At 72.7% G+C, this 15758-nt stretch carries 18 protein-coding genes; all 18 read right to left on the bottom strand.

All coding sequences use genetic code 11. From position 1 onward, the window contains the following. Positions 1-47: 47 nt before the first annotated feature. The 18 genes from cysC to TR50_RS21490 all read right to left on the bottom strand — a co-directional run bounded on the left by cysC (position 48) and on the right by TR50_RS21490 (position 15714). A complete protein-coding gene (gene cysC / locus TR50_RS21575) occupies positions 48-623 on the bottom strand; it encodes an adenylyl-sulfate kinase (RefSeq protein ID WP_236654519.1) in 576 nt (191 codons plus the stop codon). 73 nt (positions 624-696) lie between these two features. Continuing rightward, positions 697-2001, bottom strand: a complete 1305-nt coding sequence (locus TR50_RS21570) for a condensation domain-containing protein (protein WP_042423983.1) — start codon at positions 1999-2001, stop codon at positions 697-699. Continuing rightward, positions 1998-3542: an amino acid adenylation domain-containing protein gene (locus TR50_RS21565; protein ID WP_052441173.1), complete on the bottom strand. Its 1545-nt coding sequence runs from the start codon at positions 3540-3542 to the stop codon at positions 1998-2000. Before TR50_RS21565 ends, TR50_RS21570 begins: the two co-directional genes overlap by 4 nt. Further along, positions 3539-3814 carry a phosphopantetheine-binding protein gene (locus TR50_RS46845; RefSeq protein ID WP_042423980.1) on the bottom strand — a complete coding sequence of 92 codons (276 nt, stop codon included), beginning with the start codon at positions 3812-3814 and terminating at the stop codon, positions 3539-3541. Before TR50_RS46845 ends, TR50_RS21565 begins: the two co-directional genes overlap by 4 nt. Before the next feature lie 48 nt (positions 3815-3862). Then, positions 3863-4234 (bottom strand): VOC family protein, encoded by a 372-nt coding sequence (locus TR50_RS21555; protein WP_042423953.1) that lies wholly within the window; start codon positions 4232-4234, stop codon positions 3863-3865. A 27-nt stretch (positions 4235-4261) separates the two neighbouring features. Further along, entirely contained in the window at positions 4262-5518 is a 1257-nt protein-coding gene (locus TR50_RS21550) for an MFS transporter (protein ID WP_042423950.1), read from the bottom strand. Between the two features lie 87 nt (positions 5519-5605). Next, complete coding sequence (locus TR50_RS21545) at positions 5606-6334, bottom strand: sulfotransferase-like domain-containing protein (protein ID WP_042423948.1); 729 nt, start codon at positions 6332-6334, stop codon at positions 5606-5608. Continuing rightward, complete coding sequence (locus TR50_RS21540) at positions 6331-7419, bottom strand: M20/M25/M40 family metallo-hydrolase (RefSeq protein ID WP_160311147.1); 1089 nt, start codon at positions 7417-7419, stop codon at positions 6331-6333. Before TR50_RS21540 ends, TR50_RS21545 begins: the two co-directional genes overlap by 4 nt. Beyond that, entirely contained in the window at positions 7416-8246 is an 831-nt protein-coding gene (locus tag TR50_RS43635; RefSeq protein ID WP_042423945.1) for a [LysW]-aminoadipate kinase, read from the bottom strand. Before TR50_RS43635 ends, TR50_RS21540 begins: the two co-directional genes overlap by 4 nt. Further along, positions 8243-9253, bottom strand: a complete 1011-nt coding sequence (argC, locus tag TR50_RS21530; RefSeq protein ID WP_042423941.1) for an N-acetyl-gamma-glutamyl-phosphate reductase — start codon at positions 9251-9253, stop codon at positions 8243-8245. Before argC ends, TR50_RS43635 begins: the two co-directional genes overlap by 4 nt. Then, positions 9250-10134: an ATP-grasp domain-containing protein gene (locus TR50_RS21525; RefSeq protein WP_201776848.1), complete on the bottom strand. Its 885-nt coding sequence runs from the start codon at positions 10132-10134 to the stop codon at positions 9250-9252. Before TR50_RS21525 ends, argC begins: the two co-directional genes overlap by 4 nt. After that, complete coding sequence (locus TR50_RS21520) at positions 10127-10294, bottom strand: lysine biosynthesis protein LysW (RefSeq protein ID WP_042423938.1); 168 nt, start codon at positions 10292-10294, stop codon at positions 10127-10129. The genes TR50_RS21525 and TR50_RS21520 overlap by 8 nt, the downstream gene beginning before the upstream one ends. Before the next feature lie 44 nt (positions 10295-10338). Beyond that, entirely contained in the window at positions 10339-11343 is a 1005-nt protein-coding gene (locus TR50_RS21515) for a transketolase family protein (RefSeq protein WP_052441172.1), read from the bottom strand. Beyond that, entirely contained in the window at positions 11336-12241 is a 906-nt protein-coding gene (locus tag TR50_RS21510; RefSeq protein WP_152648537.1) for a transketolase, read from the bottom strand. Before TR50_RS21510 ends, TR50_RS21515 begins: the two co-directional genes overlap by 8 nt. Continuing rightward, positions 12238-13506 carry a DegT/DnrJ/EryC1/StrS family aminotransferase gene (locus tag TR50_RS21505; RefSeq protein ID WP_042424063.1) on the bottom strand — a complete coding sequence of 423 codons (1269 nt, stop codon included), beginning with the start codon at positions 13504-13506 and terminating at the stop codon, positions 12238-12240. The genes TR50_RS21510 and TR50_RS21505 overlap by 4 nt, the downstream gene beginning before the upstream one ends. Then, entirely contained in the window at positions 13506-14579 is a 1074-nt protein-coding gene (locus TR50_RS21500) for a BtrH N-terminal domain-containing protein (protein ID WP_052441170.1), read from the bottom strand. The genes TR50_RS21505 and TR50_RS21500 overlap by 1 nt, the downstream gene beginning before the upstream one ends. Continuing rightward, positions 14576-15139: a beta-sandwich domain-containing protein gene (locus TR50_RS46840; protein WP_042423933.1), complete on the bottom strand. Its 564-nt coding sequence runs from the start codon at positions 15137-15139 to the stop codon at positions 14576-14578. Before TR50_RS46840 ends, TR50_RS21500 begins: the two co-directional genes overlap by 4 nt. Beyond that, positions 15136-15714 (bottom strand): GNAT family N-acetyltransferase, encoded by a 579-nt coding sequence (locus TR50_RS21490; RefSeq protein WP_084700675.1) that lies wholly within the window; start codon positions 15712-15714, stop codon positions 15136-15138. Before TR50_RS21490 ends, TR50_RS46840 begins: the two co-directional genes overlap by 4 nt. Positions 15715-15758 lie beyond the last annotated feature (44 nt).

The following is a 15758-nucleotide window of genomic DNA, read 5'->3' as shown; positions in this document are numbered from 1 at the left end:
GCCGAGGGCGGCGAGGTCGTGCGCGACGGTGTCGACGTGGCGGGGGCTCATATCAGGCGCCTCTCCGCCAGCAGGCCCAGCAGCGTCGTCGCGGACTCGTCCACCGACTGCTCGTGCGCGGGGATGCGCAGGTCGGGCGTCTGCGGCGCCTCGTAGGGGTCGTCGACGCCGGTCAGCCCGGTCAGTTCGCCCGCCGCCTGCTTGGCGTACAGGCCCTTCACGTCGCGCTCGGAGCAGGTGCTCGCGGGTGTGGCGACGTGGACCTCCAGGTAGGGCGTGCGGGTGGCCGCATGACGCTCCCTCACGGCGTGCCGGCTGTCGGCGTAGGGCGCGATGGCCGGGACCAGGACCAGCACGCCGTTGCGCGCCAGCACCTCCGCGACGAGCCCGATGCGCTGCACGTTCGTGTACCGGTCCTCGCGGCTGAAGCCGAGCCCCGAGGAGAGGGTCCGGCGGAACTCGTCCCCGTCGAGCACCTCCACCTTGCGGCCTCGGCCGCGCACGCGGTCGGCCACGGCGTGGGCGATCGTCGTCTTTCCCGCGCTGGGCAGGCCCGTCAGCCATACCGTCGCGCCGCACTCGCAGTCGCGGGTCGTCTGGCTGGTCGGCAGCTCCGTATTCACCGGCGTGTCGCTCGCTTTCTGGAGGTCCGGTCACGGTGGGGGCAAAGGCCCGCGGCACGCCTCGCGGTGGGTCTCATGCGAGGGCGGCCAGTCGGTCGAACAGGTCGCGCACCGGCACGTCGGTGTCGTCGGCGGCGGCCGACAGGGCGGTGAGCCACTGGCGCAGCGTCAGCTCCGCCTCGGGCTCGGTGAAGTGGTCCGTGGCGTAGTCGGCGCGGACGTCCCAGCCGCTGCCGTCGGCGACGGCGTACTGGAGCCAGTCGAACTTCGCCGCGGCTCCCCCGACGTGCACCCGCTCGGACCGAAGTCCGGCGAGCTCCAGGCGGCTCGGGGACTGGTCCAGGACCAGGCAGACGCGGCTCGCCTGGCCGCCGGACAGCACCCCGCGGGTGCGGGTGACGCCGCCGCCGAGCCGGGCGTAGGGCACGTCGCGGTGCCGGAGCACCTCCAGCGAGGTGCGTTTCGCGGCGGCGCACACCTCGGCGAAGGTGGCGTCGGCGGGGACCCGGTAGCGCACCGGCAGCAGGTCGGTCAGGCAGCCGAGGACGCCGTCGAGGTCCGGCTCGCCGCGGCGGGAGACGGGGCTGCCGACGACGACGTCCTCACCGTTGACCGCCGCGACGGTGACGGCCATGCAGGTGCTCATCAGCACGTGCGGGGTGGTGCGCAGCGCGCGGGCCGCCGCGCGGACGGCGTCGCCGAGCCCGGCGGGGACGGTGGCGCGCACGCAGCCGCACTCGGTGCCCCGGCGCGCGGCGAGGGGGCGCGGGCGGGGCGGCAGCTGGGTGAGCACGGGCGCGCCGTCGAGGAACCCGGCCCAGAACGCGAGGTCGGCCGGGGCGATTCCGGCGGCCCGCGCCCGCAGGGCGTGCTCGCCCAGCGTCGTGCCCGGGGTCGGGAGCTTGGCCGGTTCGCCGCCGGTCTCCTCGGCGTACAGGGCGGACAGCTCCTGGTCGAGCAGGACCAGCGAGGCGTCGTCGACGGCGACGTGGTGGATCTGCAGGAGCAGCACGTACTCGTCCGGGGCGTAGTCGTACAGGGTCAGCCGGGTCGGTGACACGGTCAGGTCGAGCGGTCGCTGCCCGGCTCGCCGCAGCGTGTCGTGCAGGTCGCCGCCGGGCCAGGCCAGGCGTTCCAGGGGCAGGGCGCCGACCGGGTCGACCACCTGCACCGGCCCGGTCTCGTCGAGGGTGAACCGGGTACGGAGCACGGCGTGGCGCTTGACCAGCGCGGCGACGGCGCGTTCGAGTGCCGGGACGTCGAGGGCTCCGGTGAGGTGCTGGGCCCAGGTCTCCAGGAACGGCGAGGGCTCGCCGACGAACTGGTCGGCGATCCACAGCGCCTCCTGTTCGAAGGTCTGCGGGTAGGTGCGCGTCACCGGGGGCGCCTCTCCAGGGCTTGGAGGTCGACCTTGCCGTTGTCGCGCCGCGGCAGCTCGTCCAACTGCTCGAACCTGCCGGGCACGGCGTAGGCGGGCAGCTTGGCGGTGAGCCTCTTGCGGACCTCGCGCGGGGCGAGTTCGGCGCCGTCGACCAGGGTGTAGACCAGGGCGATGTGCTCGACCGTGCCGCCCGCGTCGGTCCGTGCGACGGCGGCGCAGGCGCGGATCTCCGGGATGGCGGAGGCGGCGGCCTCGACGTCGCCGAGCTCGATCCGGTTTCCGCTGAGCTTGACCATGCGGTCGCGGCGGCCGTAGTAGTGCAGGACCCCGTCGTCGTCGACCATGCCGACGTCGCCGGTGCGCAGCACGCGCTGCTTGTCGCCGGCGATCTCCAGGGTGGGGAACCGCTCGCGGGTCTGCGTCTCGTTGTTCAGGTAGCCGAGTGCGACGCCGGGGCCGACGGCGACGATCTCGCCGCGTTCGCCGCGCGGAGCGGGCGTGCCGTCCTCGCGCAGCAGGACCACCGTCGTGCCGGGTACGGGCAGGCCGACCGGGATGCCGGCGGGCGCGGCGCTGTCGGCCGGCGTCATCCGGTGCACGGTCGTCAGCATGCAGTTCTCGGCGGGGCCGAAGCCGTTCCAGATCGGCAGGTCGGGGAAGCGCTCCAGGAACCTGGCGACGTGCCGGGGCGACTGCTTCTCCCCTCCGACGTAGAGCGCGCCCAGTCCGTCGAACGCGTCCAGGTCCTCGTCGACGACCAGGTTGAACAGGGAGGTGGTCAGCCAGACCGTGTCGACGGCCTCGTCGGCGACCAGGGCGCGCAGCCGACTGGGCATCAGGTGGCTCTCCTCGACCACGACGCACGCGCCGCCGGTGGTCAGCTGCCCCCACAGCTCGAACGCGTACATGTCCCAGGCCGCCGGCGCGACCTGTGGGGTGACGTGGCCCGGTCCGAAGCCGTCCAGCCCGCCGGGGCCGAACATCCGGGTGACGGCGCGGTGGGGTATCAGCACACCCTTGGGGACGCCCGTGCTGCCGGAGGTGAAGAACACCATGGCCGGGTCGTCCAAGGCGGTGGCCACCGGCGCGAGGAGAGCCGCCTGCTTCGCCTCCGCCTCCTTCGCGAGCGCGGACAGGGGCGCCGGGGCGAGGGTCCGGGTGACGCCGAGGGGCTCGTCGCCGGGCCGCCCGACGACGACCGGGTCGTCGAGCTGGGCGAGGATCGACGCGATCCGGCCGGCCGGCCAGCGCGGGTCGAGGGTGGCGTACGCGGCGCCGCTCATCAGCACGCCGAGCTGGAGGGCGATCAGCTGGGCGCCGCGCGGCACCAGCAGGGGCACGACGTCCCCGGGCCGCACGCCCCACGCGGCGAGCCGGCCCGCCAGGATCCTCGCCGCCGCGGTGAGGGTGCGGTAGTCGACCCGCTCCTGCCCCTGGACCAGGGCGAGGGCGTGCGGAGCCCGGTCGGCGCACTCGACGACGGCGGCGTGCACCGCCCGCAGGGGCGGCACGTTCGGCGTGCCCGGTGTCCCGGTCACAGGGCACCGAGCCGGATCTGCTCGGCGAAGTCGGCCAGCTCGTCGTATTCGAGCAGCCACGCGGGGTCGACGCGCAGTCCCAGGCGGCGCTCGATGCGGGCGCAGATGCGGATGGCCGCGAGCGAGGTGCCGCCGAAGTCGTAGAAGCTGTCGCGGCGGCCCACCCGGTCGAGGCCCAGCACCTCGGCGATGACGGCGGCGACGTGCTCCTCCAGCTCGTCGGCCGGCTGCTCGTAGGCGGCCTTGCACACGACGTCTCGCTTCTCGGTCACGGGGTCTCCTTACCTCGTCTGCTTGGGTTCTCTCGGCGCGAGCGCCCGCTACTCACCGGTCGTGTGCCGGTCGGCCAGGATGCAGAACTCGTTGCCCTCGGGGTCGGCCATGACCACCCAGCCGCCCGACGACCGGAAGTCGGTGACGACGCCCGCGCCCAGCGCGAGGGCGCGTTCGACCTCCGCGTCCTGCGAGCGGTCCTTGGGCCGCATGCAGAAGTGCACACGGTTCTTCACCGTCTTGGCGTCGGGCACGAGGATGAACAGCACGGTGTAGCCGTCCCCGGTGGCGACGTAGCACTCGTCGGACCCCGGCCGCACCCCTTCCTTGGGGGTGAACTCGGCCATCTCGCACCACCATCGCGCCTGCGCGTAGGGGTCGCGCGCGTCGACGGTCGTGTGCGACAACATCAGGCTCATCAGGGCGTGTCCCTTCGCTCGCTGCGGCTAGGTGTAGGAGATCTCTTCGGCGGTCACGGGCTGGACGTCGCGCTCGGCCTCGCGCAGCGCCCGCGTGGTCACCCGTGAGGCGAACACGAGCGCGGCGAGCGCCAGTCCGACGCCGCACACGACGAAGGCGTGCGCCGGTCCCAGCCACCGCCCGAGCCCTCCGCCGATCAGCGCGCCGACGGGCACGGCGCCGAGCACGATCAGGCGGTATCCGGCGGTGACGCGGCCGAGCAGTTCGTCGGGGACGGACGCCTGCCGCAGGGTGGTCACCACGATCTGGTTCAAGGCGGTGGCGATGGCGGCGAGGAACATGGCGATCTCGGACAGGACGACGCTCCCGCTGAGCCCGAGGACGACGTAGCTGGCGGCGGGCACGAGCGCGGCGAGCCAGGTGACCGGTCCGCCGCCGATGGCCGGGACGACCCGCGCCGCGATCAGCGAGCCGATCACGGCGCCCACGGCCGGCAGCGCGATGAAGACGCCGTACCAGGACGTGGAGACCTTCAACGGGCCGGTCGCCAGCAGCACGAGCAGGCCCTCGGTGGCGGAGGAGAACAGGTTGATCGAGCCGGAGATGAACGCCACGCGCCGCAGCAGCCGGTGGTTCCAGAAGTAGGACCAGCCTTCGCGGATGCTGCGGACGACCGCTCCGGGCGTGTGGTTGCCGCCGCTGGAGTCGCTCGCGGTGGGCAGCATCCGGGGCAGGGTGATCACGGCGAGGGCGGCGAGGGCGAACAGGCCCGCGGTGGAGGTGACCACCATGACCGCCGACAGGGCGAACAGGGCGGCGCCCACCGGGGGTCCGATGAAGTTGTTGATGGTCGACTGGGTGGCGACCAGGCGTCCGTTGGCCCGTTCCAGGTCGCCGCGCTTGACCAGGCGCGGCGGCACCGTCAGCGCCGCGTTGTTGACCAGCGTCTCGGCGGTTCCGGCGAGGAAGACCGCGAGGTAGAGGACGACGATGCTGCGCAGGTGGACGGCGAGCATCACGGCGAGCAGGCCGAAGCCGACGGCACGCAGCGCGTTGCCCCACACCATGATCAGGCGTCGGTCGACGTGGTCGGCGAGGGCTCCGGCGGGCAGGGCGAAGAGCAGCCAGGGCAGGAACTGGGCCACCGTCATCCCCGAGACCAGCAGGGGGTCACGGGTCATCGCCACGGCGAGGAGGGGTACGGCCGCCAGCACCAGGCCGTCGGCCAGGTTCGACAACCCCTGCGACCACCACAGCTTGGTGAAGCTACGGCCCAGCGACATGTCCGCTCCTTCGTCGTCCTTGCTCGTGTGCACTGCTCTGCATCGTCAGCCCTGCGCCGTCAGCCCTGCGTCCTCACGTCCGGGCGGTCAGCTCCGGGGAGCGCCCAGTGCTGCCGTGATCCTCTCGTAGTACGGCAGTTGGTCCTTCTCGAAGGCCAGCGCGGTCTGCTCCAGGCTTTCCGGGAACGGCTTCCTCCCGGCCGGGGAGGCGCCCAGGGCCTTCGACTCGCTGGCCCCCTCGTGCCAGCGCCCGGTGGCCTTCCAGCTGGCCGGGGGCTCCCGCTTGAAGTCGAGCGCCTCGGCGAGGAAGTCGACGCCCATGGCGGCGCAGTAGCGTCGCATCTCCGCCTGCGGGTCGCCGGCCAGCTCGTCGCCGTCGACCAGGTGCATCGGCAGACCGGCGGAGGTCACCGCCTCGACGATGTCCCACAGGTGCCCGAACCCCATGGCGGAGGAGGTGGCGTCGGCCTGCATGACCAGGTGCGAGCGCACGGTGTCGCGGGGGTTGCGGACCATCGCGGCGTGGCGGCAGCGGCCCAGGAAGGCGGGGTTCGCGCCGAGCCGGTCGAGCGGGAAGTCGGTGGTGTCCTTGAAGAAGACCGGCTGCTTCGCCGCCGTCTCGACCAGCGCCGCCATCACCTCCTCCTGGCTGGTGCAGGTGCGCCCGGCCAGCTCCGTCTCGCCGAAGTCGCAGACCCGCGAGAACGGCTCGTGGACTACCAGGAAGTCGCCGCGCTCGTACATGGCGCGCTCGAACGCGGTGGACCGCGAGCGCGGGACGCACCACAGCGCCAAGAGACTCGGCTGCTCCGTCATGACGCTGCCTCCGGGAGGGTCTTGTCGAGTTCGCCCAGGGCGGTCCGCAGGACGCGGATGCCGAGGAGGTACTCCTGGATCAGGATGTGTTCGTCGTCGGTGTGGTCCTGGTGGCTGTCGCCCGGCCCGTAGGTGGCCATCGGCACCGTCCAGGTCCTGCTCAACGTGTTCATGTCGCTGGTGCCGGTCTTGAGCTTGTGGCCGGCCTGGAAGCCCTCGAGGACGATGGCGCGCGACAGCGCGCGGACGCACGCGGAGCCGCGCGGGACGACGACGGCGGGGACCTCGTAGACCGTCGACACCTCCACCGGCTCGCCCAGGACCGTCGAGACGTCCTTGCGCAGGCCCTCGGCCGTCGTCCCGGGCGGGGTGCGGAACACCAGCGAGCACGAGCTGGAGAACGGCTCGAAGCGGCCGTCTCTGACGATCATGCCGACGTCCCCGAAGTTCTCGTTCCCGCGCGCCCCGTACCGGTCGAACAGCCGGCCGAGCGCCTTGACCAGGGTCTCGCTGGCCTTCGGGCCGGGCGTGGCGGTGTGGGTGCGCGGGACCTCGCAGCGGACCTGGAGTTCGACGAGCCCCTTGTAGCCGATGGTCACCGACGACGCCCCGCTCGGCTCCCCCACGATCACGGCGTCGGGTTCGGGCACGGTCGCACGGACGTGCTCGCCGCCCCTGGACCACAGGGTCTCCTCCTCGACGACCCCCACCCAGTGGATGCGGAGGCCGAGATGACGGCTTGTCAGCGCCGCGACGAGCATGGCCGTCAGCGGGCCCTTGGCGTCGACGGCCCCCCGGCCGCGGATGAGGTCCTCGCTGTGCTCGAAGAGGACCTCGCCCGGCACCGTGTCGAGGTGGCTGAGCAGCATGACGGTACGCGGCCCCTGCCCGACCAGGGCGTGCACGTTCCCCACGTCGTCCAGGTAGCTCTCGGCGCCGTGTCGCGCCGCCACGTCGCGCAGCCGCTCCGCCAGTTTCTGCTCGCCGCCGGAGACCGACTCGGTCGCCACGACCTCGGCGAGTAACGCCACGGCGTGGGTGTCGGTCAACTCGGGTGCTTCGGTGCTGACATGGTCAATCGTCACGGTGCGCCACAGCCCTTTCCGATGAGGGTTCCGCTCCCTCGTAGAGCCCGCGCGACAGGCGAGTCGACCCGCCCGTCGCAGACCTGTACCGCCTGTGCGCCCTTGTCCAGGGCCTCGACCGCGGCGGCGACCTTCATCCGCATGCCGCCGCCCAGTTCCGCCACCAGGCTCTTGGCGTCGTCGCGGCTGAGCGAGGCGATGACGGAGCCGGGGTCGTCGCGGTCGGCGAGCACGCCTGGGGCGTCGGTGAACAGCAGCAGCCGGTCGGCCCGCCAGGCCGCCGCGACGGCGCAGGCCATGCGGTCCGCGTCGACGTTGGTCGCCTGGCCGTCGGCCGTCATGCCCGGCGGGCACACGACGGGCACCATGCCGCAGGCGTGGAGCGCGTCCAGGACGCGGGTGTCGACGCCGACGACGCGGCCGGCGAGGTTGTCGCGCACCACCCGGACGCTGTCGCCGAACACCGCACGGATCGCGGCCTTGCGCTCGGTGCGGACCAGTCCCCCGTCCATGCCCGACAAACCGACTGCGGTGACGCCGCGGGCCGCCAGCTCCGAGACGATCCGTGCCTGGGTGCGTCCGCGCATCGCCATCATCAGCGCGGTCAGGGTGGCCGCGTCGGTGTACCGCGTCACCATGCCGTCCGGGGACCGCAGGGTGCGGCGCGGCAGCCCGAGCTCCCTGATCGTGTCGTCGATGTCCCGCGATCCGCCGTGCACCACCACGATGCGGTGGTCACGGTGCAGGGCGGCGATGTCGTCGGCGATCGACGCGCCGTTGTCCTGGAGGCTGCCGCCCCACTTCACCACGATTCTCGTCATGGTCATACCGGGTGCAGTCCGGGGAAGGTCAGCCCGCACGTCTCCGGCAGGCCGAGCATGAGGTTCATGCACTGCACCGCGCCGCCCGCGGCCCCCTTCATCAGGTTGTCGAGGCTCCCCATCACCAGCGCCTTGCCGCGGTGGTCGGCGACGACGCCGACGTCGCAGAAGTTCGAGCCGAGCAGCACCTTCGGGTCCGGGTAGCGGTAGGTCCCGCGGGGGCTGTTGACCAGGCGGACGAACGGCTCCGCGCCGTAGTCCTCGCGGTACATGGCGAGCAGCTCCCGCTCGCCCACCTCCCCGACCTCGACCTTGGTCAGCGTCTGCACGCCGCGCACCTGCGGTGTCGCGGTGACCGTCATCGACACCTCCACCCGCAGCGCCTCGGCCACCTCGGCCTCGTGCCGGTGCTCGAACGGCGCGAACACCCGCATCACGCCGCTGCGCAGGGCGTGGGAGTTCGCGTCGCCGCTGGAGGCGCCGCCGCCGCTGCTGCCGGTCCGCGCGTCGACCTGCACCTCCGTGAGCAGCCCGCGTGCCGCCAGCGGCGCGAGGCTCAGGATCGCGCTGGTGGCCATGCAGCCGGGGACGGCGACCCGGTCGGCGTCGACGATCTGTTTGCGGTGCAGCTCGGGCAGGCCGCGGACGAACGCCTTGGCGTGCTCGCCTTGACGGCTCCAACCGTAGTAGCGCTCCATGACCGAGGCGTCCTCGATCCGGAAGTCGGCGGTCAGGTCGACGATCTTCGGCGCGAGCGCCGCCATGTCGTCGAGGATCCGGGCCGTGGATCCGTGCACCCCGGCGAGGAAGACCAGGTCGACCGGCTCCAGGTCCTCGCGCCTGCGGTAACGCAGGCCGCTGCCGCGCAGCGGTGGGTGGGCGTTCTCGACGGCGCGGCCGGCGTGGGTGTCGGAGGTCACGGCCGCGACCTCGACCCCGGGGTGGTGGACGAGCAGCCGCAGCAGCTCACCTCCCACGAAGCCCCGTCCGCCCACCACTGCGATGCGCTTCATACCGGTTCCTTCACCTCGCTCATCGCGGCCGTCAGGGCCTCGACGATCCGTGCGGCGACGTCGACGCCCGTCGCACGCTCGAATCCCTGGAATTCGACGCGGGAGTTCACTTCGAGCACCGTGAAGGACCCGTCCGCGTACTCGACCAGGTCCACCCCGGCGATCCGCGCGCCCACGGCGGCCGCCGCCTGGACGCACAGCCGGTCGATCTGCTCGCTGGGCGCGTGCTGACGCACCGTCGCCCCCCTGGCCACGTTGTTGCGCCAGTCGCCGCTGGAGCGGGTGATGGCGCCCAGGCAGACGCCGTCGACGACGATGCCGCGGATGTCGGGTGAGCCCGGCCGGACCGCCTCCTGGACGATCACCGTTCTGGAGACCGCCGAGGGCAGGGCGGCGCAGTGCTCCAGGACGGCGTCGGCCGCGTACTGGTCGGTGATCAGGCTGACCCGGTTGCCCCACGACGAACTGAGGGGCTTGATCACGGCCGGGTAGCCGACGGAGGCGACCGCCTCCAGGCCGGCCTGCGGGGACGGCGCCAGCAGGGTCGTCGGCGTCGGCACGCCGCACTGCCGAAGCCGCAGGTAGGTGGACCACTTGTTGCCGCAGACCCGGGTCGCCGCGGCGTCGTTGACCGGCCGGGCGCCGAACGCCTCGAGCGACTCCGCGGCCAGCGCCGCCCGCTGACTGGAGATCTCCCGGTTCAGCACCGCCATCCCGTGGAGCGCCTCGGCGTCCTTGGGTGCGAAGGACATGGTGCGCGGGTCGAGGCGGACGACCGGGACGTCGCGGCGCTCCAGCTCGGCCAGGAGCCGCCGCTCCTCGTATCGGACGGTCGACAACAGGATGCCCACGGGCGTCGACGTCCCCAGGGGGTCATTCACCCCAGTCCTCTTCGGGCTCGGGCGCGATGGCCAGCTCCAGCGGGTGCGTCGAGTGGATCTCCAGCTCCGTCGCGCAGCCGGGGCAGCTGACGATCTCCCCCTGGTAGCTGTCCGCCGGTATCAGCAGCGTGCCGGCGCAGCTGACGCACTCTGTTTCCATCTCGTCCTTCCCTTCTCGGTCGGTCCTCGGTCGGTTGCTTGGCACTACGGGTGGGCGACGAAGTCAAGGACCCGGCGGAGCACGGACCCGGTGGTCAGTCCGCCGGCCTCCAGCAGCGACGCGTGGCTGTCGGGCGGCAGGAAGCCGGTGACGCCGATAGGCAGCCAGGGGATGCCGCGGGCTCCGGCGGCGGCCGCGACCTGCGCGCCCATGCCGCCGGACGTCCACGCCTCCTCCAGCGTGACCAGCCACCGGCACTCCGGGGCGAGGGCCCGGGCCACGGCGCCGGCGGAGTCCGGGTCGACGGTGTGGACGTTGACCACCTGCGCGCTGTACCCCGCCTCGGCGAGGCCCTGCGCCACCTCCAGCGCGGTGGCCAGGATCTCCGGGCCGGTGGCGACCAGGGCGATGTCGCGGCCGGGACGGACCTGCTGCGGGACGCCGAGCCGCGGCGCGGGCAGCCCCGCGAACACCGGCGAGCCCTTGCGTCCCAGGCGCAGGTAGGTCGGTCCGTCGTGGGTCAGGCACTGCTCCAGCAGCGACACGGCCTGGACCGCGTCGGCCGGGACGACGACCCGCATGTTGGGCAGCGCGTTCATCAGCGCGAGGTCCTCGGTGGCGTGGTGCGTCGGGCCCAGCCAGCCGCCGCTGGCGCCCCCGTGCGTGCCGACGATGCACACGCGGCGGCGCGGGTAGGCGATGTCGAGCTTGATGAACTCGAACGCCCGGCTGACCGAGAAGGCCGCGAACGTGCAGACCAGGGCGCGCCGTCCGCAGTGCTCGGCGCCGGCGGCGAGGCCGACGGCCGCGTTCTCGGCGATGCCGACGTTGAGGTAGTCCATCTCGGGCGTCGGCTTGATGCTGCCGGTGTCGGTGTCGACGACCAGCACGTTGTGGCGTACCGCGAGTTCGGGCAGGGCCTCGGCGAAGGCGGTCCGGGTGCTGACGCGCTCCGTCCCGGTCGCGGGCCCGGTCCTGGCGGTCTCGGGCTGGGCGGTCTCGGGCTTGGCAGTCTCGGGCTTGGCAGTCTCGGGCTTGGTGTCAAGCATGCTCGGGCTCCCCCTTCGCGGTCGCGCGGGGAGCCGCGGGCGCCATGCTGGCCCTGACGCGCGCCCGCTTGCGCTCGGTGTCGAGCAGGACGAAGTGGGAGGAGGCCCTGCCTGCGAGAGCCCCCACGCCCTTGGCTTTGACGGTGCGGCAGACCACGGCCGTCGGGCCGTTCACGCGGGCCGCCTCGTCGAAGGCGGAGCACAGCGCCGCCAGGTCGTGCCCGTCGACCTCGACGGTGTGCCACCCGAATCCGGCCCAGCGGTCGGCGACGGGCGCGCCGTCGCTGACCTCGCGCACCGCACCGGTCTGCTGGAAGTTGTTGACGTCGACGACGGCCACGAGGTTGTCGGCGGCGAGGGCGCGGCTCACCTGGGCGGCCTCCCAGACCGTGCCTTCCTGCAGTTCGCCGTCGCCGAGGAGCACGAAGGTGCGCGCGGGCGAGTCGCCGGCCTGCCGCTGCGCCCAGGCCGTGCCGTTGGCCAGGGCCAGCCCGTGGCCGAGGGAACCGGTGGCGAACTCGACGCCGGGGACGGCGACGTTGCCGTGGGTGGCCAGTCGGCTGCCGGGCCGGCAGAAGGTGGCGATCTCCTCGCGGGCGATGAACCCCCGCTCGGCGAGCGTGGCGTACAGGGCCATCGCCGCGTGGCCCTTGCTCAGCACGAAGACGTCCCGCTGCTTCCACTCGGGATCGCCGGCGTCGATGTTCATCGTGTGGAAGAACAGCGCGACCAGGATCTCGACGGCGGACATCGAGCCGCCGAGGTGACCGCCCTCGGGGCCGCTGCACATGTCGACGATGTGCTCGCGGACGGCGCGTGCGCGGGCTTCCAGCCGCGCGAGTTCGGGCCGCGCGGGTTCGGGCCCCGTGGGTTCGGGTCGGCGTTCGGGCTCGGTCACCGGTCTGCGCCTTCCGCCAGCTGCTGGAGGACCTTCAGCTGCGACCAGACCTTCTCGACGACATCGGCGAAGCCCTGCAGCAGCGGTCCGGCGTCCGGGGGGAGGTGGCGTTGCTGGAGGGTGAAGCTGCGGTCGACGACGTCCTGGGTGACCGGCCAGGACGCGGGCGTCTGGCGGGCGAGGGGGCGCAGCGCCGGCTGCTCGGGGAGCGGCATCATCTGGTACCTGGTCGCCGGCAGGCCCTCGGCGCGCAGCGCCCGCATCAGCAGGTTCCGCGCCGCCGCGGTGTCCACGCCCGGCAGGATCCGGTCGAAGTCGACGACGAAGCGCAGAATGTGCCAGGCGTGCTCGTATCCGTCCGGCTCCGACGGGCAGGTCAGGCCGTCGAGGTGGTCCAGCCGCGACAGGAAGGCGGCGACGTTGGCGCGGCGGGCCGCGTGGTAGGCGTCGAAGCGCTCCAACTGGCTTGCGGTGTAGGCCGCCTGGACGTTGTTGAGTTTGGCGTTGAAGCCGAGGCGGTGGCTCACGTAGCGGCGCGGGCGGTCGGCGCGGATCGTCTCCCCGAACTGGCGCATCTGGACGATCCGGTCGGCGACGCGCTCGTCGTCGGTGACGACCAGGCCCCCTTCCCCGCAGGTGGGGAGGTTCTTGGTCATCTGGAGGCTGAACGTGGCCGTGTGGCCGGACGCTCCGGACAGGACACCCCGGTAGCGCGCGCCCTGGGCCTGCGCGGCGTCCTCGATCACCACCAGGCCGTGGCGGCCGGCGACCTCGTCGATCGCGGCCAGGTCGGCGCTGAGCCCGTGCAGGTGGACCGGGACGACGGCCTTGGTGCGCTCGGTGATCTCTGCGGCCAGGCTGTCCGCGGACATGGTGAACGTGGTCGGGTGGACGTCGGCGTAGACCGGGGTCGCCCCGACGTGCACCACGGCCATGGCCGTCGCCACGAAGGTGAGGGCAGGGACGACGACTTCGTCGCCGGGGCCCACCCCGTGCGCGAGCAGGGCGAGTTCGATGGCGGTGGTGCCGTTGCTCACTCCGACGCAGCGCCTGACGCCGAGGTACTCGGCCCAGGACCGCTCCAGGCGTTCGACCGCCGTCTCCTCGGTCGTCCGGTCCGAGACCAGGACGTTCGAGTCGAGCACGGCCAGCACCGCCGCGCGGTCGGCGTCGGTGGTCCTCGGCCAGCTCACCGGCGCGAGCTCCCCCAGCACCGGCTCGCCCCCGGTGAGCGCCAGCTCGCCCACAGTCCCCCCAGTGACCATCAGCGGTCCGTCCATTCCGTCGACAGGGCAAGGCGCCAGTCGGCCGCCAGTTGCTCGTACGCGTGGACCAGTTCGGCGCCGCGACGCGGCACGAGGTCCGTGATCCCGGTGGTCTGCGCCGCGTGGGCACTGAGCAGTCGCACGTTCGACCAGGCCGACACGACCCGGTCCGCCGACGCGGCCACCTCCAGCAGCCGGAGCCGGTCGGAGCGGCGCGCGAACTCCTGGGCGAGGCGGCCGTGCAGGAACGCCTGCGCCTGCATCGCCCAGCCGAAGGTGTACGCGCTGCGCAGTTCGGCGGGGTCGGCGCAGCGCTCCCGCAGGCGCTCGACGAAGCGGCGCAGTCCGGCGTGGCCGGTCCACACGCGGTCCTCGGGGCCGGCCGTGCCGCCGTTCCAGCGCTCCAGGTTGCCCGCGAGCGCCTGGTCGACCTGGCCGCGGGTGAGCCCGCCCGGTTGCGGGCGCACCGTCACCGTCAGCACCCGGCCGCCGATCTCGCGGCTGGAGAAGAAGACGTCCTGGCTGTCGGAGGGGTTGCCGGACAGCCAGCTGTTGATCAGGTGCTCGGCGGGCAGCCATCCCTGGAATCCGGGCGGTTGTGCGTCGGAGACGTAGAACTCCAGGGAGCCGTCGGCGGATCTGCGCCAGCCGGGCACGACGACGAGGTGCGCCGCGTGCACGTCGTGGAAGGCCGGGCGGAAGGGGAGGTGGTAGTTGTCGACGGCCACGATGACGCGGCCGTGCGTCTCGATCAGCTCGACCAGGTCGCCCGCGTCCGATCCCGTCGTCCAGGCGGACTCGACGTCGTGGTACGGGCACAGGTCGGCCGCCACGCCGCGGCTGCTCTGCGCGGGACGGTAGAACTCCTCGCACATCGCGTCGTCCGGAGCGAACGTGAACTCGCAGGCGAGCCCGAGCACGTCGACGGGCCGCAGGCCGTGCTCGATCAGGATGCTGCCCAAGGTGGTCTGCAGGCAGCTCAGCGGATCCTCGTACCACTGGGGGTAGGCGCCGGTGACGCCGTTCCACCGGGCCGCGCCGGATATCGCGACCGTCGTACTGCCTGCGTTCACGCCGCGCTCCCTGTCTGATGGCCCACCAGCGTCATCGCGAAGAGGTGGACGGCCGGGTTCCTGGGCAGCGAGACGGCGCTCAGCGGCTTGCGCGAGGTGACCGGCACGCGCTGGCACCACAGCGTGATCCCGATGCGTTCCTGCACGTGGAACGGGTAGTGGATGACGTCGGTGCGCAGCGCGAGCTCCTCCCCGAAGTCCGACCGTCCCTCCCACAGGTCCGAGAGCGCGAAGTGGTCGCGGTCCACGGTGCCGTCGCGGAAGTGCCAGGTGACGGTGTCGCGGACGCGTCGCTCGCCGCATCCGATGACGTAGAGCCAGTCCCACCGCCGCCCGGGGACCTCGATCCGCTGTCCCGCGCACAGGACGTTGTCCGGGCCGCGTCCGTCGAGGCGGGCGCTGCGCAGCGGGACGCCGTCCACGACGATCTCCAGCGGCGCGGACTGCGCCGGGAGCGAGTTGCGCCAGACGTTCAGCCGGCCGTCGCCGAGGTTCTCCGGCGTGGTCGCGGCCTGGTTGTTCAGGAAGGGTTCGAGCGCGAGCACCTGGTGGGCCGTCATCGCAGATCCCTCCGTACCAGGGCGCGGCGCTGCAACCGGGGCTCGACGACGGTGAATCCGCAGGCTTCGAAGGTGCTCACCCGGCCGTGGAAGCTGTCGCGGTCGACGGCGGCCCCGGGATCGCGGTCGTCCTCGGGGTAGGCCTCGAGGATGTCCGCCTTCTCGTCGCGGGCCCACTCCGCCGCCCGGTCGATGAGCCGGCGGGCGTGGCCCTGGCCTCGGTGGTCGCGGGTCAGGTACAGGCACACGACGGACCAGATGCGCTCGGGGTCGTCGCCCTCGATCAGCTTGGCGGCGCGCGATCCGCGCAGCCTCGGGAAGCCGAGCCTGGGGCCGACTCCGATCCAGCCGACGGGCGCGCCGTCGACCGAGCCGAGGACGCCCACCCGCTCGCCGGCCTCGACCATCTCCCGGAGCCTGTCCTTGCGGGACCCTGGCCCGCAGGAGGAGCGGTCCTTCGCCGTCATGCGGAAGTACGTGCACCAGCAGTTCTCGACAAGCCCTTTCGGCTCGAAGAACGCGCCGACCGCGGGCCAGTCGTCCGGTCCGACCACCTGGGTCCGTAATTCGCTCATTGTTTCTGCCTTCCGGTCTGCAATCGTCGGCCTGGCCACCGTGG

The organism is Streptacidiphilus anmyonensis (genome assembly GCF_000787855.1).
Classification (GTDB): domain Bacteria; phylum Actinomycetota; class Actinomycetes; order Streptomycetales; family Streptomycetaceae; genus Streptacidiphilus; species Streptacidiphilus anmyonensis.
This window is presented reverse-complemented; position numbering and strand designations above follow the sequence as displayed.